We start from the raw sequence: 25,882 nt of genomic DNA on the forward strand, positions 1-25,882 counted from the left end.
TACACGTATCTTATTGCTTGTTATAATTGTGAACAGCCAGCTTATTGGGTATACTGTTGCGCCGTCTATAGTGCTGTTTCTAACAGTGCATTACCCAATAAATAACCCAACGTCTTAGGTTTCGCATGACTAATTATATTTTCGTCACCGGTGGTGTCGTTTCATCGCTTGGTAAAGGCATTGCTGCAGCGTCACTTGCCGCCATCCTTGAAGCACGTGGTCTCACGGTGACCATGCTAAAACTGGATCCGTATATTAACGTTGATCCGGGTACTATGAGTCCAATTCAGCACGGCGAAGTGTTTGTAACTGACGATGGTGCCGAAACCGACCTGGATTTAGGTCACTATGAGCGTTTCATCAGAACGCGCATGACAAAACGGAACAACTTCACCACCGGACGGGTTTACGAAGAAGTACTGCGCCGCGAGCGCCGCGGTGATTATCTGGGCGCGACCATTCAGGTTATCCCGCATATCACCAACGAAATTAAGCGCCGCGTTATCGACGGTGCACAAGGTCATGATGTCGCTATTGTTGAAGTGGGTGGCACCGTAGGTGACATCGAATCACAACCGTTTATTGAAGCCATCAGACAGCTGGGTACCGAAGTCGGTCGCGACCACGCGATGTTTATGCACCTGACACTGGTGCCTTACATGCCAGCATCCGGCGAGCTGAAAACCAAGCCCACCCAACACAGCGTAAAAGAGCTACGCTCAATTGGTATTCAGCCAGATATCCTGGTGTGTCGTTCGGTTGGCGCGATGCCAGCGACCGAGCGTTCAAAAATTGCATTGTTCACCAACGTAGCAGAAAAAGCCGTTATTTCACTGAAAGACGTAGACAGCATCTACCGCATCCCGGCAGCGCTGAAAGCCCAGGGAATGGATCAACTGGTTGTAGACCGTTTCAAACTGGATTGCGAAGAAGCAGACCTGACCGAATGGGAACAGGTTCTGTATGCAGAATCTAACCCGGTAGGCGAAGTGAACATTGGTATGGTTGGCAAATATGTTGAACTGCCAGATGCCTACAAATCTGTCAACGAAGCGCTAAAACACGCCGGTTTGAAAAACCGCCTGACCATCAACATTCATTATGTTGATTCTCAGGACGTCGAATCAAAAGGCACGCAAATTCTGGAAAAACTGGATGCGATCCTGGTTCCGGGCGGATTTGGTGAGCGTGGTATTGAAGGCAAGATTGCCGCTGCCCGTTATGCACGTGAAAACAAAGTGCCTTACCTTGGCATTTGTTTAGGTATGCAGGTTGCGTTGATCGAGTTTGCACGTAATGTAGCTGGCATGGAAAACGCCAACAGTACCGAGTTTGATCCAAACACGCCGTACCCGGTAGTCGGCCTGATCACAGAATGGCTGGACTCAGACGGCAGTACCGAAGTACGTGACGAAAGCTCTGACCTTGGCGGCACTATGCGCCTGGGTAGTCAGCTTTGCCACCTGATCCCGGGCAGCAAGGTACACGATGCATACGGCAGTGAAGAAATCTACGAACGTCACCGTCACCGCTACGAAGTTAACAACAACCTGCGCGACCAAATCGAAGCCGCTGGCCTGAAGGTAAGTGGTTTGTCCACTGACAAACGTCTTGTTGAGGTAGTGGAAATCCCGGATCATCCTTGGTTCGTTGCCGGTCAGTTCCACCCGGAGTTTACTTCGACTCCGCGTGATGGCCACCCGTTATTTACCGGGTTTGTGGCGGCAGCGCAAAAATACCAAAAAGAAAATCATTAATTTAAAAACCTGGTACTTCTCTCTCCCGGAGTACCTTTTTACTTGTTGAGGAAAATAAAATGGCGAAGATCTCGCGTATCATTGGACGTGAAATTCTGGACTCTCGTGGTAACCCCACAGTAGAAGCAGACGTATACCTGGACTCAGGCGTAATGGGACGCGCTTGTGCACCGTCAGGCGCTTCTACTGGTTCTCGCGAAGCACTGGAACTGCGCGATGGCGACAAAGCCCGCTACATGGGTAAAGGCGTAACCAAAGCAGTGGCTGCTGTGAACGAAAAAATTGCGCCGGCTCTGCTGGGTATGGATCCGGTAGCGCAAAGCGATATCGACAAAGCCATGATCGACTTAGACGGTACTGAAAACAAAGAAAACCTGGGTGCGAACGCTATCCTGGCAGTTTCTCTGGCAGTAGCAAAAGCAGCCGCTACCGAAAAAGGTGTTGCATTGTATGAGCACATCGCTGACCTGAACGGTACCTCTGGCCAATATTCAATGCCTGTACCAATGATGAACATCATCAACGGTGGTGAGCACGCTGACAACAACGTTGATATCCAGGAATTCATGGTTCAGCCTGTTGGTGCCAAGAGCTTTAAAGAAGCGCTGCGCATGGGTGCTGAGATCTTCCACAACCTGAAAAAAGTACTGTCTGCGAAAGGCCTGAACACTGCAGTAGGTGACGAAGGTGGTTTTGCACCAAACCTGAGCTCAAACGCTGAAGCACTGGCTGTTATCGTAGAAGCGGTAGAAAAAGCCGGCTACACCATGAACGAAGACGTTACCCTGGCTCTTGACTGTGCTGCGTCAGAATTCTACAAAGAAGGCAAATACGTGCTGTCTGGTGAAGACAAGTCTTTCGATTCAGAAGCGTTTGGTGATTACCTGGCAGAACTGTGTGAACAGTACCCAATCGTATCTATCGAAGACGGTCTGGACGAAAGTGACTGGGACGGTTGGGCAAGCCTGACTAAGAAGATCGGTGACAAAGTACAGCTGGTTGGTGATGACCTGTTCGTAACCAACACTAAGATTCTGAAGCGCGGTACTGAAAACGGTATCGGTAACTCTATCCTGATCAAGTTTAACCAGATCGGCTCACTGACCGAGACACTGGAAGCCATCAAAATGGCGAAAGACGCCGGCTTCACCGCGGTTATCTCTCACCGTTCAGGCGAAACTGAAGACGCTACTATTGCCGACCTGGCAGTAGGTACTGCAGCGGGCCAAATCAAAACAGGCTCACTGTGTCGTTCTGACCGTGTTGCTAAGTACAACCAACTGCTGCGTATCGAAGAAGCGCTGGCAGGTAAAGTGGCTTACAACGGTCGTAGCGAAATCAAAGGCCAGTAATAAATAAGGGGCAGGCGATGTGGCCTGCCCTGCTTTTATTGCCGTACCGATGACCATTCATGACGCCGTCTTCTGATCACGCCGATCACGCGTCACAACAAACAGACTTCTTCCAGGCGGTTGAATCTGATACCTCACAACGCGAATTAGCCGAGTTGTGCAATGCCCTGTATGAGCGGGAATTACAATTCCTGTCTGCTCATGGTCCCAAACAAATTAATCTACTGCGCCGCAGATTGGCAGGCTTGAGCCACCATGTAAAACGCACCGCGCGGTTTCTGGTAAGTCGCACTACACCGCTCGCTCTGGATGAACACAACGCCAGTTGGCAGGCCAAACAGCCAGCGAAAAGCCCGGCACGCAACGCCGATTCAGATGTCTGCGCACAATGGTTGGAAAAGCATGCAAAAGTCGGCCTGGTTATTCCCGTCCGCGTGCAGGAATTCGATAATGAACACATCGAACTGGACTCCATCGACAAGGTCCAGCTTGAAAACCAGACGCTGCATATCAACAAGTTTGGCTGGTTTGATTTTAATGGTAACTCACTGGAAGAAGCGCGTTTCGCGCCAAGGCTGATTAATCTGGTAAAACCCACCAAAACCATCGTGACATCGGCATGCTGTGGGCACAGTTGGAATCACAAAGGTAAAACGCTGCCGCGACGCTTGTCTATCAGGGAAATGCTACTGGTCAGTACACTTGACTGGCGTCATTTCAGTGCCGCAAAAATGCCGCCTAAATACTAGGGGCTGTTGGCCCTTACTGTATATTTTTGCAGCGAGTTGTAAGTCATTTAGACAAGCCATAATCCACATAGTGTAGTTATTTTTTATAAGCGGTCGGCAACGCGGCATAAATGACTAACAACTGCTGCCCTTCGGGTTCGTCATGGAAGCGTTTTACTCTTTGTCACAGGTCTTTGACGTAGAATGACTATGCCTGTAGGCCTGTTTCGCGATTAAAACGCTTCCATATAGAACAAAAATGATACAGCAAAGGACAACAGCCCCTAATTACAGCCCACGACTTACGGCCAAAGATGATTTTTATCCTAAAAAAGGCCGAATACCGTAATTTATAACTAAAACTTATAGCGAAAATTGGATTCAGTGGTTGACCTTATCCTGCTCAGCCTGTACATTTACCCGCATTGAAACAGTCGCATGAATTCTAGCTTTTCAGGACAACCATGTTTAAGCAAACTATGATTCTATCTCTTCTACTCCTTATGGCAGCAAGATTGCACGGGTAGATTGCGACTAAGCGAATAACACACAAAAACCCGTGCTAAGCACGGGTTTTTTTTTAACTTCACAACATGAGTACCAAGCCATGACGAATCAGGTAAAAATATTTGATACGACCTTGCGTGACGGCGAACAAGCTTTGCCAGCCAGTTTGAGTGTAAAAGAAAAACTGCAGATCGCGCTGGCACTCGAGCGTCTTGGTGTGGATATCATTGAAGCGGGTTTCCCGGTGTCCTCTCCGGGCGATTTTAAATCTGTACAAATGATTGCCAAAGAAGTGAAGAATGCCACGGTAGCAGGTTTGTCACGCGCATTACCTGCCGATATTGATGCCTGTGGTGAAGCATTAAAGGTTGCTGACCAATTCCGGATTCATACTTTCATTGCTACGTCAGATATTCACGTAAGCAACAAGTTGAAGAAAACCCAGGAAGATATCGTTGAGATGGCAGTTGCGGCGGTGAAACACGCAGGCCGTTATACCAATGATATCGAATTTTCTTGTGAAGATGCTGGGCGTACCCATATCGACTACCTGTGCCGCATGGTAGAAGCGGTCATCAATGCAGGTGCCACCACGGTCAATATCCCGGACACCGTGGGTTACACAACGCCAACCGAGTTTGGCGGTATCATCAAGCAGTTGTTCAATCGCGTCCCTAATATCGACAAAGCCACAATTTCTGTGCACTGTCACAACGATTTAGGATTGGCAGTGGCCAATTCCCTGGCTGCGGTAGAAAACGGCGCTCGTCAGGTAGAATGTACAATTAACGGTATCGGTGAGCGCGCGGGTAACTGTTCACTGGAAGAAATCGCCATGATCCTGCAGACCCGTCAGGCCATGTATGACCTGAATACCAATATCAACTCGAAGGAAATCAGCCGTACGTCCAAGCTGGTTAGTCAGTTGTGTAACATGCCGGTTCAGTCAAATAAGGCGATTGTCGGTAGTAACGCATTCAGCCACTCATCAGGTATCCACCAGGACGGTGTCTTAAAAGCGCAAAATACCTATGAAATTATGACTCCCGAAAGTGTCGGCATTAATAAGAACCACCTGAACCTGACATCACGTTCAGGCCGCCATGTTATTAAACACCGTTTACACGAGCTGGGTTATAAAGAGTCTGATTACGACCTGGAAGCCATTTATGCGGCGTTCCTGAAACTGGCCGACAAGAAAGGCCAGGTGTATGACTACGATCTGGAGGCACTGTTGTTCTTCGATCAGCAGAAACACGATCAGGCTTATTATCAGTTAACGTATCTGCACGCGACATCGGGCAAGGAAATCATTCCAAGCGCCACTGTGCAGTTAAAAATTGGTGACGACATTGTCACCCGCAGCGAAACCGGTAATGGCCCGGTAGACGCCTCATACAAAGCCATTATGGCCATGTTGGGTCATAATGATTTAGAAGTTGTCGACTTCAAACTGGATTCAAAAGGCGAAGGTGCAGATGCACTGGCCTCAGTGAGTGTGATCACTGAATACAAAGGCCGTCGTTTCCACGGCATCGGCCTGGCAACCGACATCGTCGAAGCCGGTGTAAAAGCCCTCATCTTCGTATTAAACAACACGTATCTGGCTGATCAGATTGATCAGCAAAAGCATCAACAAGACCGCGTAGCAGGAGTATAAATGAGTCAGTATAACATTGCCGTACTTGCCGGAGATGGCATCGGCCCGGAAGTCATGCAGGAAGCCAATAAGGTTCTGGATGCCATCGAACAGAAATTTGCTGTCTCATTTAACCGCACTGCCTACCCGGTTGGTGGATTTGCTATCGACACGGAAGGCGAAGCCCTGCCAGCCAAAACCCTGCTGGGCTGTGAGCAGGCCGATGCCATTTTATTCGGCTCTATTGGCGGCCCCAAGTGGGATACGCTGCCACTGGAACAACGCCCGGAGCGCGCTGCGCTGTTAACCCTGCGCAGTCATTTCGACCTGTTCAGTAACTTGCGTCCGGCAAAGATTTACGCGGGCCTGGAAGATTTATCTCCCCTGCGCAAAGACATTGCTGCCAGCGGTGTCGACGTATTGGTTGTGCGCGAGCTAACCAGCGGCATTTACTTCGGTAAGCCAAAAGGCCGTGAGGGCGAAGGTGAAGAAGAATATGCTTTCGATACCATGCGCTACAGCAAACGTGAAATTCGTCGTATTGCCGTTAGTGCATTCGAAGCAGCCATGAAACGCGGTAAACGTGTTACCTCGGTAGACAAAGCCAATGTGCTGGTCTGCAGCCGCTTGTGGCGCGAAGTAACCGAAGAAGTCGCCAAGGATTACCCGGAAGTCGAGCTGGAGCACATCTATATCGATAACGCGACCATGCAGCTAATTAAGGACCCGGCTCACTTCGACGTGATGCTGTGTTCAAACCTGTTTGGTGACATCATTTCCGACGAATGCGCCATGATCACCGGCTCCATGGGCTTGCTACCTTCAGCCAGCCTGAACGAAGACGGCTTTGGTATGTATGAGCCAGCCGGCGGTTCAGCCCCTGATATCGCGGGTAAAGGCATTGCCAACCCTATCGCGCAAATCCTGTCTGCATCAATGATGTTGCGTTACAGTCTGAACCTGACTGACGCAGCCGATGCCATCGACAGTGCTGTGGTAAATGTACTGGAAGCTGGCATTTTAACAGGCGAATTACTGCCAGCAGATCAGCGTCACAACGCGGCGAACACCGTACAGGTAGGTGACGCCATTGTTAAACACATTCTGGCTTAGGAGCGTTCAGACTCATGGCTAAAACCTTATACGATAAAGTCTGGCAAGCGCATGTTATTGACCAGATAGGCGAAGACAGCCTGATTTACATTGACCGTCATTTGATTCACGAAGTCACGTCCCCCCAGGCTTTTGCCGGGCTGAACGAAAAAGGCCGCAAAGTGCGCCGCCCGGACCGCACTTTCGCGACTATGGATCACAGTATCTCTACCCGTAGCCTGGCTCTGGATGCCTGTGGTCCACAAAACCAATTGCAGTTGCAAACGCTGGCGAAAAACTGTGAGGAACACAATGTAAAACTGTTCCCGGTTGGCCACCAGAAACAAGGTATTGTGCACGTCATGGGTCCTGAGTTGGGTTTAATTTTACCCGGCATGACCGTGGTATGCGGTGATTCTCATACTGCCACGCACGGTGCCTTTGGCGCATTGGCATTCGGTATAGGTACATCTCAGGTCGAGCACGTACTGGCAACGCAAACACTGAAGCAAAGCCGCGCAAAAACCATGCAAATTAAGGTCAATGGCAAGCTGGCGACAGGGATTACCGCCAAGGACATCATTCTGGCCATCATTGGCAAGATTGGTCACGCAGGTGCCACTGCGCATGTAATCGAATATTGCGGCGAAGCCATCGAAGCCTTATCGATGGAAGAGCGCATGACCATTTGTAACATGAGCATCGAAGCCGGCGCCAAGGCGGGTATGATTGCACCAGACCAGACCACCTTTGACTACCTGCAGGGTCGCGAATTTGCCCCCAAAGGCGCAGACTGGGACGCAGCCGTCGCTTATTGGAAAACGCTGTTTACTGATGAAGGCGCAACGTTTGATACCGTTGTTGAACTTGAAGCAGCGGATATCGCGCCTCAGGTTACCTGGGGTACCAACCCTGGTCAGGTTATCGGTGTAACAACACCCGTACCTGGCCCGGAAGATTTCAGCGATCCGGTAGAAAAAGAATCGGCAAGAAAAGCGCTGGCTTACATGGGCATTAATGCCGGTGATAAGCTGGCTGATATTCCTGTTTCACATGTGTTTATTGGTTCCTGTACCAATGGTCGTATTGAAGATTTACGTGCCGTAGCGTCAATCGCCAAACAAGGTAAAGTATCCGAGAATGTAACAGCTATCATTGTACCTGGCTCAGGCGCAGTTAAGCGTCAGGCGGAAGCGGAAGGTCTGGATAAAATCTTTACCGACGCCGGCTTTGAATGGCGCTTACCGGGCTGTTCAATGTGTCTGGGGATGAACGATGACCTGCTGCAAGCGGGTGACCGTTGTGCGTCTACCAGCAACCGTAACTTTGAAGGCCGTCAGGGACGTGGTGCGCGCACTCACCTGGTAAGTCCGGCAATGGCCGCCGCCGCTGCATTACGTGGTAAGTTTGCCGACGTCAGAGATTTTCAGGAGTAAACCATGAGCGAATCAACTACCGGAATTAACGTATTAACCGGCACCGCCTGCCCTCTGGATCAGGCCAACGTTGATACAGACCAAATCATTCCAAAGCAATTTCTGACCAGCGTAAGCCGTGCAGGTTTCGGTAAGCACCTGTTCCACGACTGGCGCTATCTGGATCTGGAAGAAAAAGAGCCGAACCCGGAGTTTGTGCTGAACAAACCTGAACACGCAGGCGCAACCATATTGTTGTCTCGCGAAAACTTTGGCTGTGGCTCAAGTCGTGAACACGCACCATGGGCACTGACCGACTTCGGTTTCAAGGCTGTTATTGCTACCAGCTTCGCCGATATCTTTTACGGCAACTGCATGAACAACCAATTGCTGCCTATTGCGCTAACCAGCGAACAAATGGATAGCCTGTTTGCCGCCGTTGCTGCTGACGCCACGGCCGAAATCGCTATCGATTTGCCGGCTCAAACCGTAACGGTCGGTGAGCAAAGCTGGACGTTTGATATTGCAGAACATCACAAGAACAACCTGGTTAAAGGCCTGGATGCCATTGGTCAGACGCTGGAACTGGGCAAGAAAATCGAATCCTACGAAGCCAACCAACCGGCCTGGTTATAGTAATTTGCTATGGTGGTCGCTTTTTTGCGGCCACTTTTCTTTTAAACGGCCCTTTTCTTGTAAACGGACAACAAGACCTGTTTCAGTCTATTTTCCACTCCACCGCCATTGCGCATAAATAATCTTCACTTAATCTCATATTAAACAAAAGTTTAATTACTTCTCTACAAACTGCACTATAATTGGATGTATTGTATGAACGGTTGCCTCAATAAGTGGGAGTGCGCATGCTTCGGTGTATCACCATCGATGAATTATTACCAGGGATGTATGTCAATCAGGTACTTGATGACACGGGTAAAGTCAAAGTCCGTTCAAAAGGCGTGGTTCGCTCGGAAAAAGTTATTGAGGTGTTGCGTGCTAAAGGTGTGGAACGCGTCGAGATTGATTGCACAAAAGGTCTGGCGCCAGAAGAAAACACTGATACCTCCAATAATCAACCTACCGAATCAGCTGAGCCAGTCAAACAAGCTGACAAGCCTAAAACAGAAAAGCAGAATGGCTTTACCTCTGATAGTCTGCAGGCTGCAGAAGCCCTGTATCAAAAGGCGGTCACTATTCAGCAGCGTTTTCTCTCGCAATTAGAAGCAGGAAAAGGCGCGGACGTCACCAAACTCAGCGCACTGACACAAAATATTCTGGAAAGCGTGCTGGACAATAAAGACGCGTTAATGTGCCTAAGCATGATTCAGCGTGGAAAAGACTTTCTGTTAGAGCACTCCATCAACTGCAGCATCTATATGGCCATCCTCACCAATGAGTTGGGGTATGAACAGGATGATGTAGAACAAGCCAGTCTTGCCGGTTTGCTTATGGATACGGGCATGATCAATGTCCCCAACGAGTTGTGCGTGCCTGAACACCAGTTAAACGATACACAGCGACAGGCATACCGACAGCATGTCTCGGAATCTTTAGCGCTGCTTTCCCAGGCTGAGGGAATTTCCGACACCGTCATTGACATTATTAGCCAGCACCAGGAACGGATTGACGGCTCGGGCTACCCCAATAAATTAACTGACGAACTTATTCACCCACTGGCGAAAGTCGCCGCCGTCATCGATGAATTTTCGCGTCTTGGCATGGCAGCGCCCTTTGGGCAGTCGCTGCCAAACAATAAGGTGCTCAAATCACTGTCACAAAATAGTGGGCTGGACCAGTCATTGGTCAATCGCTTAATTGGCGTGCTGGGTATTTATCCGGTGGGCTCTTTGGTAAAACTAAGTAGTGGTAAACTAGGGATTGTCAGCCAGAAAAACCCGTCTAACTTACTGACACCAGTGGTAATGACGTTTTACAGCATTAACAGCGGTCACTATTCTGAAATCAAACGGCTTGATCTGGCAAAATCCAGTGATGAGATTGTGGCGAGTATCGGTCCGGAAGAGTTTGCTCTCAACTTGCCAAAGTTCTTCTCAGAGGTGTTTATTCACCAAATGCCCGGCTAGCTGTTCACCGTGCTTGGGTCGATTAGTTTTCGGCCTGTTACCAGTCAGTTAGCGCCGTCATAGCAAACACTTCCCCTTCAAATCGCAATATCACCCGCTGTGCTTCAATATTGACAATTTGTACGCGATCATCAATCCAGTCGCCTTCGGTTTTATCCTGACCGTTTACCCTAACCCAACGATCGCGCGGCACAGTCGCATACATGTGCGCACTGAAATCCATTGTTGGTAAGCGCGTCAACAAGCGTGCCGGCAGTTGGTCAATGCGTTTGATGTCATCATGCACCGTGACTTTGGGCTGAGTGGGCACAGGCTCTTCGCCACTGTCTTCTTTTTCCAGATCAGACAGCACTTTGTTAAATCGAGCCATAAGCTCAGGCGACACTGACACATTGTCGTCAGGATCTGCGTTAATAATGTTCTCATCGACAACACTTTCGGACGCAATACTCTCAGCAGCCGGGCCTGGTAGTGTTGCGGCTGTATACTCTCCCTGTGCAATGGCTTCTGACTTTTCAGTCTGTTCAGGTTCAGTTTGAGCCACTGGCGAATCATTCAAACTCGTTTGCTGAGGCGTGGACGTTTGCTGACCGGTTGTAGTCTCAGGCACTGGCATTGCTACCGGTTGCTGCGCAATCGGCGCTGGCGAAACTATGGTTTCGTACCAGACGGGTAACTTTGCCAATACAAATCCACAGGCTAAACCACCAAAGCCAAGTAATCCGTAAAGGGCAACAGGCTTCAGTGCACGCTGCCACCAGGCTGGTAATCCGTTAACCGTTGGCAGAAACAAACTACGGTTAAACTGCTCGTTAATCGCCGCATCGGCTTTTCGAGCCTGAGAATCAAACTGTCCTCGCAGCAACGCCTGAGTAGGCGTGCTCACTACTTGTTGTTCGTCATCTAGGCAAATCTCAACGGTCTGATCAGGATCGTATTCGATTTCCTGAACGCCCATCTCAATCAATCCCTGGATCATTGTCTGACTGGTAATCAGGCCGGATTTTTGAATTTTTACCGGACCGTTCTGCTGGGTCACCCGCGTGATCATCATGCCCGGCTGAGCATCCTGAATAGCGATAGTCTTCATTACAGACTCCCCCACCAGTAACCGATGACCACAGTGACGCAGAATACCGCAGCCATGGTCAGTGTTTTCTGGCCTTTTAAGCGCTGCTCTACCACGTCATCGCCGAGAATTTGGCTGGCTGCCGCCATTAACAAGTGCTTTTTCACGGTGGGTTGCTGTTGGGTAAAGGCCAGTGTCATCGCGCGATCACACAGCAAATTAATTACCCGGGGAATACCCGCCGTTACCCGATACATTGCACGTAACGTTGCCGGACTAAAGATACTGACATCCCCCCCCGCAACACTCAGGCGGTGACCGACATACGCTTTTACTTCATCGCTGTTAAGTGGCAGTAAGTGATAGCGCGCTGTGATCCGCTGTGCGAGCTGACGCAGTTCATTGCGCTTAAGCAGCTGTTGCAATTCTGGCTGACCAATTAACACGACCTTGAGTAACTTTTCGCGGTTGGTTTCCAGGTTTGTCAGCAAGCGCAGTTGTTCCAGTACTTCAGGAAGCAAGTGCTGTGCTTCATCAATCATCAGCACGGTATTTTTACCTGCTGCATGGTTGGCGGCTAACTTATTCAGGATCTTGTCAGTAAAATACTTCAGGCTGGCCTGCTGATGTTCGTATTCAATACCCAGCTCATCACACACTGTCGCCAGCAGTTCAATGGCTGACAGCGTCGGATTCAGGATCATCGCTACCTGGGTAGAATCAGGCAATTGCTGCAGCAGCTTTCTCGATACCGTTGTTTTACCCGTACCTACCTCTCCGGTAAGCATCACAAACCCGCCACTCTCCCGTAAACCAAAGGTGAGGTGGGCAAGCGCTTCCTTGTGACGCGGACTCATGTAGAGGTAGTCCGGATTAGGCGCAATCGAGAACGGGTTATCGGTTAGTCCGAAATAGTGTAAAAACATGTCAGCCGGTTGGATATTCCTTGTTGCCGGTAAACTATCAGACTCGGGGGTTAAGTCAACAACCCCGTGTTTTCATGCGCTTAGTCAGGCATAATATCGGCTTAACTGAAGGAAGATACACATCTATGCAAACCTACTTAGTTGGTGGCGCCGTGCGCGATACACTGTTACACCGCCCTGTCACAGAACGCGACTGGGTGGTTGTGGGCGCAACCCCGGATCAACTGCTGAACAAAGGCTTTCAGCAAGTAGGCAAAGACTTCCCGGTATTCTTACACCCCAAAACCGGGGAAGAATATGCCCTGGCGCGCACTGAACGTAAATCAGGTGAAGGCTATACCGGCTTTGTATGCCATGCGAGCCCGGATGTCACTCTTGAAGAAGATCTGCGCCGCCGCGATTTAACCGTAAATGCCATGGCCATGAGCGATGATGGCAACATTATAGACCCATTTAACGGTCAGCAGGATTTAATCAACAAAGTTCTGCGTCATGTCAGTGACGCTTTCAGTGAAGACCCTTTACGTGTATTTCGGGTCGCGCGGTTTGCCGCCCGTTATGATTATCTCGGTTTTAAAGTAGCGCCTGAGACTGTCGCGCTGATGACAGCAATGTGCAGTACGCCGGACATCAAAGCGTTAAGTCAGGAGCGGGTATGGAAAGAAACCAGTCGAAGCCTGATGGAAGGCACGCCTGCGGTCTATTTCGAGATATTGAAGAAGGTGGGAGCCCTCAATATATGGATGCCCGAGCTAGATAATCTGGCCGAGTTGCCTTGCCTGTTGTCTCAATTGAACAAATCAGCGGCAGACGACGCGGACTTGCCCACACGCTGGGCGTTACTGTGCTCTGCATTAACAGAAAGCCAGGTTCGTAACTTGGGCACACACCTGAAAGCGCCCAATCTGGAGCAGGATGCTGCACTGAATGCCTGCCAGTTGCTAAATCATTTGGCCGCAGCACAACAAAACGCAGAAGCGCTGCTAAGCGTGTTAAACAAGGTAGATGCCTGGCGCAGACCGGAACGGCTTTCGCAATTACTGCAGGTAGCGAAATACTGGCCAGCAGAAAAGCCGACATCCATACAGGCAGAATGCTTTACGGGCTCTCTTGATGTCGCTAAACGCATCGACGTCCAGCGCATTATTGCCAGCGGCGCAAAAGGGCCGGAAATCAAAAAGCAATTAACCGCCCAGCGATTACACGCAATCACTGAATATCTGTCTGAATGTGGCAGTGTTCAACCCAAATAGTGCTACAATAGCGCCATTGAACGAAGTGCATATCTGACTATTAATGACATTTGAAGAATTAGAACTCGACGACAAGCTTTGCCGTGCCCTGACAGAAATGGGTTTGACCCGCCCTACTACCATTCAGACGATGGTGGTTCCTGTTGCAATGGAAGGTAAAGACGTCCTGGCGTCGGCCCCCACAGGCACAGGCAAAACCCTGGCGTTTTTGTTACCAGCCTGTCAGTTTTTGCTGGACTTCCCACGCCAGCATCCCGGCGCCACCCGCATTCTGATACTCACACCTACCCGGGAACTCGCGCTGCAGGTGTTTGAACAAGCGAAAGCGGTGACGCAATTTACCAATTTGGTGTGCGGCGTGATCACCGGTGGCATCAACTATGGCACAGACAAAGAAACATTAAGTCAGAATCTGGATATTCTGGTCGCTACGCCGGGCCGCTTGTTCGAGCACATTCAACAGGAAAGTGCTGACTGCCGAGATATCGAATGTTTAATTCTGGACGAAGCCGACCGCATGCTGGACATGGGCTTTTCGGCCATTGTGAATCAGATTGCCTCTGAAGCGCGCTGGCGTAAACAAAACATGTTGTTCTCAGCGACGCTTGAAGGGGCTGGTGTTAAGCACTTCTCCAATGACCTGCTCAATGAACCCGCGGTGGTAGAAGCCGATCCGCCTCGTCGAGAAAAAGCCAAAATCCATCAGTGGTATCATCTGGCTGACGACCTGGATCACAAATTAGCCCTGCTTACCCATATTCTGAAAACCCAAATTAGCAGTGCCGTGGTCTTTGTAAAAACACGTGAGCGTCTGCAATGGTTACGTGAGCAATTACAAAAACAAGGCATTGAAGTGTGCTATCTGCAAGGTGAAATGCCTCAGGATAAGCGAATAGCCGCCCTAGGCCGTTTTAAAAGTGGTACGGTCCCCATTCTGTTGGCTACCGATGTTGCTGCACGCGGCATTGACGTGCCCAATGTGAGCCATGTCATAAACTTCGACATGCCTCGCAAGGCAGACGTATACGTGCACCGTATTGGTCGCACCGGTCGAGCTGGTGCAAAAGGCACCGCCATTGCTCTGGTTGAAGCGCATGATTATGAGATGATTGGCCGGGTTGGCCGCTATATGAATGAGCCGGTTAAAGCTCGCGTTATTAGCGAACTGCGCCCCAAAAACAAAGCGCCGTCGACCAAAGGCAAGAAAAAGCCTGCAAAAACCAAGGCCCAGGCAAAGGCCAAAGCGAAGAAAAAAGCAAACACCGGTAAAGGAAAATCAACATCATGAGCTTCCCTGAAAAAATCGTCCTTGCTACGGGCAACGCGGGCAAAGTGAAAGAGTTTGCCAGCCTGTTTGAAGCACTGTCTATCGAAGTGATCCCGCAAAGTTCGCTGAATGTGAGTAGTGTGCCTGAAACCGGTACCACCTTCGTGGAAAACGCCATTATTAAAGCCCGCCATGCCGCCAAAGAAACCGGATTACCCGCCATTGCCGATGATTCCGGCTTGGTTGTGGATTTGTTAGGTGGCGCCCCGGGCATTTACTCATCGCGTTTCGCAGGTGAATCCGCATCGGATGATGACAACATTACCAAATTGCTCGAAGCGCTGGGTGACGACAATCAACGCAACGCACACTTCCAGTGTGTACTGGTGTTTATGCGTCATGCTGATGACCCCATCCCCTTAATCAGTGAAGGCCAGTGGCATGGCAGTATTACCCGCCAGCGACATGGCGAAGGGGGTTTTGGTTATGATCCTGTGTTTTACGCCAACAGTTTTAAATCTACTGCTGCAGAGCTGACAAAAGCCCAGAAAAATACCGCGAGTCATCGCGGTCAGGCAATGCAACAGTTACTCAACAGCATGAAGCAGACCTTTGCGTAATCCACCGTTAAGCCTGTACATCCATATTCCGTGGTGTGTACAAAAGTGTCCTTATTGTGACTTTAACTCCCACGCGCAAAAAGGCGTTATTCCTGAAAAGGAGTATGTCGCGCACCTGTTGGATGATCTGGTAACCGATGCAAAATCCATTGGTAATCGGGAGGTCACCACCATTTTTATTGGTGGCGGTACACCGAGCTTGTTTGAACCTGACAGCATTGCCCATTTACTCAGTGGCGTTACCGAACGCGTAGCGCTGGCTGACGATGCTGAAATTACCATGGAAGCTAATCCGGGAACCATCGAAGCGGCGCGTTTTGACGGCTTTGTACAAGCTGGCGTGAATCGCTTTTCTGTTGGTGTACAGAGCTTTCAACCAGCACACCTCAAAGTGCTTGGGCGAATCCACGATGATAAACAGGCGCGTTTCGCGCTAGGCCAGGCAAAGCAAAGCGGTGCCCGCAGCATGAACATTGATTTAATGCACGGGTTGCCCGAACAGTCTCTTCACAACGCTCTACAGGATCTCAACGACGCCATTGACCAGCAACCTGAGCATCTGTCCTGGTATCAACTAACCATTGAGCCCAACACCCCGTTTTACTCACGACCGCCCGAATTACCGGACGACGACATTCTGTGGGACATTCAGAACGCCGGTCATGCCCGTTTACAAGCAGCGGGGTATGAACAATATGAAATATCCGGCTACAGCAAACCGGGCTATCAATGCCGACACAATTTGAATTACTGGCGCTTTGGTGACTATCTGGGTATTGGCTGTGGTGCACATGGTAAAATTACCGATGCAGATTCGGGTACTATCACTCGCAAAGTCAAGGTTAAACACCCGCGCGGTTATATGACATTGGGCCGGGAATATCTGGATTCAGCCCAACTCGTCGAATCGGATGATGTGGCCTTTGAATTTTTTATGAATCGCTTTCGTCTCGTCGAGCCGTGCCCAAAAGCTGACTTCGAAGCATTTACCGGCACAACGCTCACCTCCGCTCAACAGACGGAGTTAAGTAAAGCGGTGGAGCAAGGCCTGCTGTTAGAATCAGAACGTCATTGGCAGGTAACCGCACAAGGCAGGCGTTATCTGAACAGCCTGCTAAGTGCGTTTGTTTAATTTTAGGATTGCTGGTTTCAGGCCGAACAAACGGTCTTCCGGCGTGCCAGTAGCCGCCAATTCTTTAGGGGCACATTACTTACACACGTACCGGTAAGTATCAGTGTTAATGCAACAGTAAGCCCAAGCGTCCATTGTTCGCCAAACAGGGGCACGGCGATGACACTGGCGAATACCGGCACCAATGCCATCAGACCGCCCATTTTAGTCGCACCAATCAAGTGGACCGCCCGGCCGTAGAATACCATTTGGATCGTAGTTGCCATTACCCCCTGATAGAAAGCCTGTAAACCCACCATCTCCAACGGCACATCTAATAGACGATGCGGCATGAACAATATGTATATTGGAGTAAACAGTACCGTGGTAACAGCAATAATGCCCAGTGTGGCGTGCCAGGGGGCAAACTGCCATCTACGCAACAGCACAGTAAAGCCCCCCCAGAATACACACGCAACCACAAAGCTTATGTCGCCCTGCCAATAGCGGTTATCAGATGTCAGCGTTTCAATTAATAATGCCGCAATGCCCAGACTACTGATAATAATGCCTATCCAGGAAGACTTGCTGTGTCTTTCACCAGCTACAAAATAGGCGAATACTGCAATCATAATAGGCATCAATCCCGGTAGCAGCAGTGCGGCATGGGTGGCGGGGGCATGAGCGAAGCCATTAAACACAGACAACGCGTAAGCCAATCCGCCAATCGCGCCCAGCACGCCCATTCTCCACTGAAAAATCGTTTTTCTATAGCGCCAGATGAAAGGCGAAAATAACGTAAATGCCGTACCAAACCGCACCATAATCATGTCCGGTATAGCCAGTGCGGCTAACGCGCCAGCTTTGGACACCAGAATAAATCCAGTCCAGATCATCACGGCCCCCAGGGCATACATGACGCCTTTAAGTGGCATAGTTTGATTGTCAAAAGTCTGACCGGTATTCAGCGTATTACGCATTTATATTTCCTGCTTGCTTTCATTGATACACATTATAAAATGCTCAAACATTCATTAATAATGAATAATAAAGAAAAAATCATTCACTAAATATGAAAAATAAAGCCCTATGGATATTTCAGATTTACTCGTATTAAAAGCCGTGGTTGAGCATAACGGCGTCAGTCGTGCAGCAGAAGCACTGCATCGCGTGCCGTCAAACATCACCGCTCGTATCAAAAAATTAGAGAGTGAGCTGGGTATTAATTTATTTCTTCGCGAGAATAATCGCCTGACGGTCACCTCCGCAGGGCTCAGATTACTGGAGTACGCCGACAAGATTCTTCAGTTGCAAAAAAGTGCAATAGCCGAGCTAACTAAAACTGAACCTTCGGGCTTGCTCAGACTCGGCTCCATGGAGAGCAGCGCCGCATCCAGGCTTCCTTTTATCCTGTCTCAATTTCATCATCAGTACAGCGCGGTGCAACTTGAACTAATGACGATGGCGTCAATGCCTTTGATCGACAAAGTGCTGGAAGGTGACTTAGATCTGGTAATGGCCTCGGACCCACCTAGCGATCCAAGGCTCAACACAACGCACTGCTTCGATGAAGAACTTGTGTTAATCATGCCTGCTGATTGGCAACAATTACCTGAACTACCGGGCTCACTAACAATGGTCGGTTATAACAAAGGATGCTCCTATCGCCACCGACTCGAAACCTGGTTAATCCGCCATGGGCATACTTGCGATAAAGTCATCGAGATTCCAAGCCATTTCACCATGATTGGCTGTGTTATTGCTGGCATGGGCCTGGGTATGGTGCCGCGCTCACTGCTGGGCTTGCATAAAACGGATGGCCTCTTCGTACAATCTATCGATGATGACATCGCCAACGCCCCCACCTATCTGGTCTCAAGGAAAGACAATCCTTCCAGTGCAATTAGGGCTTTTATTACCTGCACATTAAGCTCGCCTGATGCCGTAGGAAAATAATGCACGCTTTATCATTTTCTGGTTAATTCTGGTTAATGCTTTTTCGTGATCAGACCTGCACTAAAGCTATTGCGCACAACGAAATATAGGGGTAACCTCCTATTGAATTGTATAAAAAATTGTCAACTTTCTTTACAGTACATTCAACTATTGACTAATATAAAAAAATAAAAAACAATATAATCAGAGGCTTGAATTTTTGGCATACTTTTTCCATAAGTTGCGTTAAGTCTGTTATAAGGGATCAGGAGAGGTAAATGGAGTCAAACCAGTCAAAACAATCACGCCGTGGTTTTATAAAAAAAGCAGCCGTCGGTGCAGCGCTTACTTCATTACCGGTAAAGTCAGTTTGGGCCACAAACTCCTGCAGTATGTCAGGCCAGTTGTCTGGCAACCTTTCTCAAACATCGGGTAATACACAGCCACTTTGCGATACCCCTATTTTATCTGGAGGTCGCTCTCATGGCTTCTGGTATCAGGGCGGTCAGACTCTTCCAGGCAGTAATGGTAATAGTATCAAAAATGTATTCCCCCAAATGGGAAGCAACCCAAGTAATACCACAAAGGATTGTTGGAGAACAATGGTCGCTACTGTCAGAGACACTACCAAATTGGGTATTAATAGCTCACTGGCATTGGAACTAAATGTAAGTACCAATATAACCTTAACTCAGGCCTTTCAGCATCACGGTAACGGAAGTGGAATATTGAGGCAGGGTGCTACTGCATATCTCAATACTTATTTCGAACTTTATAATGGCATAATCTCGAGTGGGAGTGCTGCGCAGTCTAGAATGGCAGCAGAAGAGGTTGCCAATATGGTTATGAATAGAATGTATTTGGATAGCGGTTGGGGAACGGATTCTGACCTAGGATATACCAACGGATATTCAAAAGCGCCGTCTTCAAGCTTCTTATTCTCTGGTATGAATTGTTCGTCGTAAAGCCAGTGTGAAAAAGTGGATGTTTGCCGCATCTGTTGAGATGCGGCCGCTTGCTGATAATTCCGGTATTGTGTTGTTTGATAGTTGTTTAAATCAAACTCATTTACTGCGTTTTACTTCCGACGCCAATCACGCTTCAACATTCTCTCCCCCTTTTACATCTGACGAATTTTCTGTTTTTTTTGGTGCTGAATCAGGCACACTTGATGTATTGGTGAGCAGAAAGCTGGTTATCCCTTTTGAGCATTAATTACTTAAACCTTGGACTGTTGCAATCAAACTGCCTGACACTGCCAACGGCAGCAGCTCAAAGTGCACAACTTATTTATGGTGACGCGCCGAGACAGGACATATCAAGCTTCTGCGTGGCAGTAAAACCTGCGTCATTATTACGCCGCTTTATTAAACCCATAGTAGAGTTTGAGAGTAATTTCCGGATCCCTTTTAAACCTCTGCCCGCTAGCCAAAGCTACGCTTTGCTAGAGTGGGGGCTAAACTGGTGTCTGGCTACCGGACATTTCAACCACCTTTTACTTCACGCCGCGGTGCTGGTAAAAGAAGGCCAGGCTGTTCTTTTTCCGGCCATGCCAGGTTCGGGCAAAAGCACGTTAACTGCCTGGTTAGGCCTGAACGGCTGGAGCGTGTACTCTGATGAAATGGCGGTTATCGACTTACACACTGGTACAGTACAGCCAATGTACCGCCCTATCTGTTTAAAAAATCTGTCTATCGATTTAATTCAAAAATGGTCACCTGATGCGATCTTAACACCGGTTTGCCACGATACAGCCAAGGGCAGTGTTGCACATTTAAAAGCACACAACTGGCAGGAATTTTCGACATTCTCACCGGCGCGAATTGTCGGTGTGGTATTTCCGAAATACGATGCCTCAGCGACAGAACCACAACTCTATTCTGTCGATAAATTACAAACTTTTGAGAACTTCTATACCAATGCATTTAATTACCATGTGCTCGGACAAGCTTCTTTCGATATCCTGGCCAGGGTAGTAAACCAAATTCAAGGGTTTGAAGTGCATTACGCCTCACTTGACTTCATGAGTGACTTTTTAACGGATGAATTGTTGTCGTGAAACAACTGGAACTGGAACGGTTTATTGCAATCATCGCTGCTCCAAAGCAAGTACAAAAACTCAGTGCTTCGGATTGGGAAATGCTGTTGTGGGTTTTGGATACTGCTCGCCTTGAAGCATGGCTAAATGCGCAACTAGAACCTATAGGTCTGAAGGATAGCCTTCCTGCAACTGTACAAACACGACTCGACAGTGCAATGATTTATGCTGAGCGTCAGCAAAAACAAGTACGATACGAATGCGAGATCATCAGCTCGCTGCTGTCAGAGAAGCGCATAACCCCGCTTTTTTTAAAAGGCGCTGCCTATGTGATCAGCGCAGAATTCAATAGTGCAGGTAGAATCTGTTCTGATATCGATGCCCTGGTTAAACAAGATGAGCTTGATGTTGCCGAACGGCAGCTAAAAATGAATATGTGGCTGTCTCAGGACGTCGATGATTACGATGACAAATATTATCGCGAATATGCCCATGAAATCCCGCCAATGATGCAAGCCGAACGCGGGACAGTTCTTGATTTACACCATAACTTGTTTTTACCTGTTAGTGGCCGCGCACCTAAAATAGAGCAGTTTTGGGCAACGACAACGACTAACGACAACGGTTTATCGACGTTGAAACCTGCTGCTGCGTTGGTCCACAGTATGATTCACCTGCTGATGAACGAGGAGGTGACCTATGGCCTCCGCGACTGTCTGGACATGCAATCTATTATCGACACGCACAATAGTGATTCGTTTTGGCTGGAAGTAAGTACTCTGGTGGTAGATAACGACTTCACCTATGAATATCAATTGCTGCTGCTATTGCTAGACAGTCTGTTCGGCCGGGAGACGGTTAAGCAGCAAATACTCGCCCAACAAATAACAGCAGATACGAAAACCCGATTTTGGTTATGGTGTTACCGTAAAGCGGTTATGCCTGATCACCCTCACCTCTGCAATCGTTATGCTGGTGTTGCAAGAGCCGCTGTGTATTGCAGGGGGCACAGTCAAAAAATGCCATTGGCAACGCTATTGAAACACAGTACGGTTAAACTCTATAAAGCTGCACGGAAAGCGTTGGTTGGCGAAGCTGACAAAGAGTAGCGGTTGGCGTAAACGGGCATGAACCTCAGGGACAACCTCTTTCCGCTTATAATGCGCTTGGAACAAGCCTAAAAGGACACTGTATGATCACCGAATCTCAGCTACATCAACTGGCAGAACTATGTCGTCAGGCTTCCGACATTGAAATAATGCCTCGTTTCAGGCAGCTTGAAGACACGCACATCGAACAGAAGCTCAATCACAATGATTTAGTCACTATTGCCGACCAGGCAGCAGAGAAATTCATTATGGAGAGACTGCATACGCTATACCCAGATGCCCTGCTAATCGGTGAGGAAAGCGTTTATGCGGATGCTACAGCACTCGACCAATATCAGGATGCCGAACTGAGCTTTGTTCTGGACCCAATAGATGGAACCTGGCATTACGCCAATGGCTCTGTGTATTTTGGCGTTATGCTTGGCGTCGCAAGCTATGGAAAAATGATTGGCGGAATTATTTTTGAACCGGTAACGGGCCACTACCTTTGGGCCCTCGAGGGTAAAGGAGCGTTCGACCGAATAAACGGCACAGATCAACCCTTGCGAGTGGGCCGCCACGCGAGTCGCAAGTTGTCTGACACCATGGGCTGTTATTCATTCGGTGTTGCTAAGGGAGATGAGCGCGAACAAGCACTTCAGGTCGCAAGCAAGCTGGGCCGTTTAATGGACTACCGCTGTGCAGCTGCCGAATATCGTCTGCTGGTGACGGGGGCGATTTCCTTTGTCGTCTTTCAAAACACGCTGAACCTATGGGACCACGGTGCCGGGCAATTGATAGCGAAAGAAGCCGGCGCGGCTACGCGAATGCTCAACGGAGAAGATTACCAGCCTCAGGTGGCAGGAAAACTGATCGTTGCAGAAAGTGAAGCGCGCTGGCAAGAGTTAGCCACACTCTTTAACTCCAATTAAGTACCAACTTAGACACATTGGGAAGCAGCAAGAAAATGGGGCTATTTAAACGCATTAACCTGGCACTCAGTCGTCGTATTCACTGGCGCTTGCCCAATGCGTTAACCGAACCACTTTTCCCGGACTACGAACGGTTGATATTACAATACGTGTCAAAGCTCGACGCTGGCACGGTACTGGATGTTGGTGCGGGGTATCTGCTACCTGACTCATTAAAGTATCAACGTAACCCGAATATTACCTTGATAGGGATGGATATTCTGCCCTCATCACTGGAACAAAACACCGATATTGACGCAGCCGTTATTGCCGATGCCTGCAAACCCTGGCCGTTCGAAGATAACACTTTCGACGTCGTCTTTAGTCGTTCCGTTATGGAGCATCTTTATGACAACGATACCTTTGTCAGTGAAATGCACAGAACACTTAAGCCAGGAGGAATTTGTATTCACGTGCTACCCGGTAAACATGCGCCGTTTTCAATCTTAAACAGATTACTACCCAATAAAGTAACCAAAAAGCTGGTGGAGTGGGCATTTCCAGAACGAAAAGGCGAGCTAGGGTTTGTGGCTTATTATCATCACTGTTCGCCCCCTGCCCTGCAGCGATTATTTGAGCGCAACGGATTCACCATTGAATACGAGCGGCTTCGTTACTATCAATCGGCGTACTACGTTGCTTTCTTCCCTGTTTTTTTCCTATCTGTGATATATGACTGGGTAGTATGGAAGTTTGGTGCTAAAAGACTGGCTTCACAAATGTTAATTGTTGCCGGAAAAGAAAAGATTAAAGCAGTAAATAAGTCAGATTAAGTCTGAAACTTAGGCCAATAAAAAACGGCGACCTGTGTCGCCGTCTAACTGAAAATAGCATTGATGTGCTTGATTTACTTAGGGTCTTATCAGTAATCAACTGATGACACAGCCTGGCTATGGTCAGTTAAAATTAAACATTAAATTCCCAATGCTTGCCCACCGCCTATCTGGACAGTTTCCGCTGTCACAAATGATGCGTCCTCACTGACCAGAAACGATATGACTGACGCGACTTCTTCTGGTTGCCCTAATCGCCCGAGTAAAATACTGTTTTTCCAGGACGCAAATACATCCGGTTTTGTCGCTTTAATCTGCGCGTGAAACGGTGTATCAATCGTACCAGGCGAAACAGCATTAACTCGGATACCGGCTGGCGCCAGTTCCTTAGCCAAGGCACGGGTCAGTGTATTGACAGCAGCCTTCGAGACGCCATAAATACCTGCTCCCGGGCCACCTGCGTTCCAAGCTGCATTCGAGGTATAATTCACGATAGAGCTGCCCACCGCGTTTTTCAGGAAGGGGATAGCCGCTCTCGATACAAAAAACGTGCTGTCCAGGTTCAGCGCCATCACCGAGCGATAAAACTCAGTGGTCATACCCTCAATGGGACTTCTGCCGCCGAGGCCACCCGCATTATTAATAACACAATCAATCTTACCGTATTTTTCACCAATGCTACGAACATGTCGGGTAACCGCCTCTTCATCTGTTACATCAAATCCGACATACTCAGCTTCAATCCCCATAGCAACTAGCTCTGTTACTCTGGCTTGTCCTTTCTCTGCTTCTATACCATTTAATACCACACGGTAACCATCGTTCCCCAACCTTTTGGCAACTTCAAAACCAATACCACCTGTAGCACCAGTGATCAACGCTATTTTCTTTGACATTCTATTTCCTTACCCACCAATATTATTACCAATACTAGTAATCACCCTCAATATGGTCAACCAAAACATGGAAATAACACTTTATTAACTATGAAACAAGACCATTAATTAGCAATAGAGACAAACAGTGTGTGTGTAAGAGCAAGGAATTTTGATGACTGGACCAGCGTTAGGGAAAAATTTTTCTATATAAAAATAGACAGTTAGGAAAAACAACAAAAAAGTTTCATATATGAAACAATAATTACAGACCAAATTACACCCAAATATAGGCAAATCATTACAAGTCATGCACTTAACCAGAATTACATATTGGTTGACAAATTGGCTATATATTAATACTGTTTTAACATATTTTTTGGTCAGCGATAAAAACAGGTTACAAGTAATGTCGTTGACTATTCATCTTACACATTTTGTGCCACTAGCTTAAAAAGCAGGTGGATTAACATTTTAGGAGTGACGTATGTCTAAACCGGTTATTGGTTTTATTGGGCTTGGCCTAATGGGCGGGAATATGGTGGAAAACCTACAGAAAAAAGGTTACCCATTAGTTGTTATGGATCTGAACCCTGAAGCGGTAAATGTCTGTGTAGAAAGAGGTGCAAAGGCCGCAAACACTCCAAAAGAACTAGCAGAACAAGCTGATATCGTCATGTTGTGCTTAACTACATCGGCTGTTGTAGAGAAGGTGATTTTTGGGGAAAACGGTCTGGCTGAAGGAATGAAGCAAGGCTCAACGCTGATTGATTTTGGTACATCTGTACCAGCGTCAACCCGGAAAATTGGTGAAGCGCTGGCAAAGATTGGCGTTGGCATGGTGGATGCGCCTTTAGGCAGAACACCAGCTCACGCAAAAGACGGCTTGCTGAATATCATGGCCGCAGGCAACAAAGACACCTTTGAAAAAGTCAGACCCGTACTGGGAGACCAGGGTGAAAATGTCTTTTATCTTGGTGAATTAGGTGCCGGACATACAACAAAACTGATCAATAATTTTATGGGGATGACTACCGTCTGTGCCATGTCGCAAGCCTTTGCCGTAGCCGAAAAGGCCGGCGTAGACCGTCAGCAACTGTTCGATATCATGTCAACAGGGCCGTCCAGTTCGCCTTTCATGCAATTTTGTAAGAACTACGCCGTAGACAATGTAAGTGATTTGGGCTTTTCCATTGCAAACGCAAATAAAGATCTGGGCTACTTCCTGCAAATGGTCGATGACCTGGGCACCTCTTCTAAAATTGCTGAAGGTTCTTCGGCAAATCTGCAGGCCGCATTCGACGCAGGTATGGGACAAGGTAATGTGCCTGAAATCTTTGACTATTATCTGAAATTATCAAAGTAACCGACTAAGGTAAACA

Annotated in this window: 24 protein-coding genes; 20 read left to right on the forward strand and 4 right to left on the reverse strand. The window is 48.4% G+C overall.

Features of this window, described 5'->3' with window-relative positions; all coding sequences use genetic code 11:
- The first annotated feature begins 125 nt into the window (after nucleotides 1-125).
- The 8 genes from BUB81_RS12335 to BUB81_RS12370 all read left to right on the forward strand — a co-directional run bounded on the left by BUB81_RS12335 (nucleotide 126) and on the right by BUB81_RS12370 (nucleotide 10,574).
- The gene (locus BUB81_RS12335) at nucleotides 126-1,757 is read left to right on the forward strand and encodes a CTP synthase (RefSeq protein WP_073323186.1); all 1,632 of its coding nucleotides are present in this window, start codon (nucleotides 126-128) and stop codon (nucleotides 1,755-1,757) included.
- A gap of 59 nt (nucleotides 1,758-1,816) precedes the next feature.
- On the forward strand, nucleotides 1,817-3,109 hold the full coding sequence (eno, locus tag BUB81_RS12340; RefSeq protein ID WP_073323188.1) for a phosphopyruvate hydratase: 1,293 nt from the start codon (nucleotides 1,817-1,819) through the stop codon (nucleotides 3,107-3,109).
- Between the two features lie 59 nt (nucleotides 3,110-3,168).
- On the forward strand, nucleotides 3,169-3,858 hold the full coding sequence (locus tag BUB81_RS12345; RefSeq protein WP_073323190.1) for a hypothetical protein: 690 nt from the start codon (nucleotides 3,169-3,171) through the stop codon (nucleotides 3,856-3,858).
- 586 nt (nucleotides 3,859-4,444) lie between these two features.
- Entirely contained in the window at nucleotides 4,445-6,004 is a 1,560-nt protein-coding gene (leuA, locus tag BUB81_RS12350) for a 2-isopropylmalate synthase (RefSeq protein ID WP_073323192.1), read from the forward strand.
- On the forward strand, nucleotides 6,005-7,096 hold the full coding sequence (gene leuB, locus BUB81_RS12355) for a 3-isopropylmalate dehydrogenase (protein WP_073323194.1): 1,092 nt from the start codon (nucleotides 6,005-6,007) through the stop codon (nucleotides 7,094-7,096). It begins immediately after the preceding gene.
- A gap of 14 nt (nucleotides 7,097-7,110) precedes the next feature.
- The gene (gene leuC / locus BUB81_RS12360; RefSeq protein WP_073323196.1) at nucleotides 7,111-8,511 is read left to right on the forward strand and encodes a 3-isopropylmalate dehydratase large subunit; all 1,401 of its coding nucleotides are present in this window, start codon (nucleotides 7,111-7,113) and stop codon (nucleotides 8,509-8,511) included.
- Between the two features lie 3 nt (nucleotides 8,512-8,514).
- A complete protein-coding gene (gene leuD / locus BUB81_RS12365) occupies nucleotides 8,515-9,126 on the forward strand; it encodes a 3-isopropylmalate dehydratase small subunit (RefSeq protein WP_073323198.1) in 612 nt (203 codons plus the stop codon).
- A 227-nt stretch (nucleotides 9,127-9,353) separates the two neighbouring features.
- Nucleotides 9,354-10,574: a cyclic di-GMP phosphodiesterase gene (locus BUB81_RS12370; RefSeq protein WP_073323199.1), complete on the forward strand. Its 1,221-nt coding sequence runs from the start codon at nucleotides 9,354-9,356 to the stop codon at nucleotides 10,572-10,574.
- 37 nt (nucleotides 10,575-10,611) lie between these two features.
- On the opposite strand, the gene BUB81_RS12375 is transcribed toward BUB81_RS12370, so the two are convergent.
- Nucleotides 10,612-11,664, reverse strand: coding sequence for a general secretion pathway protein GspB (locus BUB81_RS12375; protein WP_073323201.1), 1,053 nt, complete (start codon nucleotides 11,662-11,664; stop codon nucleotides 10,612-10,614).
- On the reverse strand, nucleotides 11,664-12,569 hold the full coding sequence (locus BUB81_RS12380) for an ExeA family protein (protein WP_073323203.1): 906 nt from the start codon (nucleotides 12,567-12,569) through the stop codon (nucleotides 11,664-11,666). Before BUB81_RS12380 ends, BUB81_RS12375 begins: the two co-directional genes overlap by 1 nt.
- A gap of 125 nt (nucleotides 12,570-12,694) precedes the next feature.
- On the opposite strand from BUB81_RS12380, the gene BUB81_RS12385 reads away from it, so the two are divergent.
- From BUB81_RS12385 to hemW, 4 genes are read left to right on the forward strand one after another with little or no spacing between them, the layout of a single operon-like run.
- On the forward strand, nucleotides 12,695-13,822 hold the full coding sequence (locus BUB81_RS12385) for a tRNA nucleotidyltransferase/poly(A) polymerase-related protein (protein WP_073323205.1): 1,128 nt from the start codon (nucleotides 12,695-12,697) through the stop codon (nucleotides 13,820-13,822).
- Between the two features lie 43 nt (nucleotides 13,823-13,865).
- A complete protein-coding gene (gene srmB, locus BUB81_RS12390) occupies nucleotides 13,866-15,110 on the forward strand; it encodes an ATP-dependent RNA helicase SrmB (RefSeq protein ID WP_073323207.1) in 1,245 nt (414 codons plus the stop codon).
- Complete coding sequence (gene rdgB / locus BUB81_RS12395; protein WP_073323209.1) at nucleotides 15,107-15,709, forward strand: RdgB/HAM1 family non-canonical purine NTP pyrophosphatase; 603 nt, start codon at nucleotides 15,107-15,109, stop codon at nucleotides 15,707-15,709. Before srmB ends, rdgB begins: the two co-directional genes overlap by 4 nt.
- Nucleotides 15,702-16,841, forward strand: coding sequence for a radical SAM family heme chaperone HemW (gene hemW / locus BUB81_RS12400; protein WP_073323211.1), 1,140 nt, complete (start codon nucleotides 15,702-15,704; stop codon nucleotides 16,839-16,841). Before rdgB ends, hemW begins: the two co-directional genes overlap by 8 nt.
- A gap of 17 nt (nucleotides 16,842-16,858) precedes the next feature.
- Here hemW and BUB81_RS12405 read toward each other — a convergent pair whose 3' ends face one another.
- Entirely contained in the window at nucleotides 16,859-17,800 is a 942-nt protein-coding gene (locus BUB81_RS12405; protein ID WP_073323213.1) for a DMT family transporter, read from the reverse strand.
- Nucleotides 17,801-17,909: 109 nt separating this feature from the next.
- Between BUB81_RS12405 and BUB81_RS12410 the strand changes: the two genes are divergently transcribed.
- The 7 genes from BUB81_RS12410 (at nucleotide 17,910) to BUB81_RS12440 (ending at nucleotide 23,625) form a co-directional block, all read left to right on the forward strand.
- A complete protein-coding gene (locus BUB81_RS12410) occupies nucleotides 17,910-18,776 on the forward strand; it encodes a LysR substrate-binding domain-containing protein (protein WP_073323215.1) in 867 nt (288 codons plus the stop codon).
- Nucleotides 18,777-19,033: 257 nt separating this feature from the next.
- Complete coding sequence (locus BUB81_RS12415; RefSeq protein WP_073323217.1) at nucleotides 19,034-19,720, forward strand: twin-arginine translocation signal domain-containing protein; 687 nt, start codon at nucleotides 19,034-19,036, stop codon at nucleotides 19,718-19,720.
- A 7-nt stretch (nucleotides 19,721-19,727) separates the two neighbouring features.
- Nucleotides 19,728-19,970: a hypothetical protein gene (locus BUB81_RS12420; RefSeq protein WP_139241575.1), complete on the forward strand. Its 243-nt coding sequence runs from the start codon at nucleotides 19,728-19,730 to the stop codon at nucleotides 19,968-19,970.
- A complete protein-coding gene (locus BUB81_RS12425; protein ID WP_084526512.1) occupies nucleotides 19,960-20,814 on the forward strand; it encodes an HprK-related kinase A in 855 nt (284 codons plus the stop codon). Before BUB81_RS12420 ends, BUB81_RS12425 begins: the two co-directional genes overlap by 11 nt.
- Nucleotides 20,811-21,902 carry a nucleotidyltransferase family protein gene (locus BUB81_RS12430; RefSeq protein ID WP_073323221.1) on the forward strand — a complete coding sequence of 364 codons (1,092 nt, stop codon included), beginning with the start codon at nucleotides 20,811-20,813 and terminating at the stop codon, nucleotides 21,900-21,902. The genes BUB81_RS12425 and BUB81_RS12430 overlap by 4 nt, the downstream gene beginning before the upstream one ends.
- Before the next feature lie 83 nt (nucleotides 21,903-21,985).
- Entirely contained in the window at nucleotides 21,986-22,813 is an 828-nt protein-coding gene (locus BUB81_RS12435) for an inositol monophosphatase family protein (protein WP_073323223.1), read from the forward strand.
- Between the two features lie 35 nt (nucleotides 22,814-22,848).
- A complete protein-coding gene (locus BUB81_RS12440; protein ID WP_073323225.1) occupies nucleotides 22,849-23,625 on the forward strand; it encodes a class I SAM-dependent methyltransferase in 777 nt (258 codons plus the stop codon).
- A 140-nt stretch (nucleotides 23,626-23,765) separates the two neighbouring features.
- On the opposite strand, the gene BUB81_RS12445 is transcribed toward BUB81_RS12440, so the two are convergent.
- A complete protein-coding gene (locus tag BUB81_RS12445) occupies nucleotides 23,766-24,521 on the reverse strand; it encodes an SDR family NAD(P)-dependent oxidoreductase (protein WP_073323227.1) in 756 nt (251 codons plus the stop codon).
- 466 nt (nucleotides 24,522-24,987) lie between these two features.
- On the opposite strand from BUB81_RS12445, the gene BUB81_RS12450 reads away from it, so the two are divergent.
- A complete protein-coding gene (locus BUB81_RS12450; RefSeq protein WP_073323229.1) occupies nucleotides 24,988-25,866 on the forward strand; it encodes an NAD(P)-dependent oxidoreductase in 879 nt (292 codons plus the stop codon).
- The last annotated feature ends 16 nt before the right edge of the window (nucleotides 25,867-25,882 follow it).

The sequence above is a fragment of the Marisediminitalea aggregata genome, from assembly GCF_900129565.1.
Taxonomy (GTDB): Bacteria; Pseudomonadota; Gammaproteobacteria; order Enterobacterales; family Alteromonadaceae; genus Alteromonas; species Alteromonas aggregata.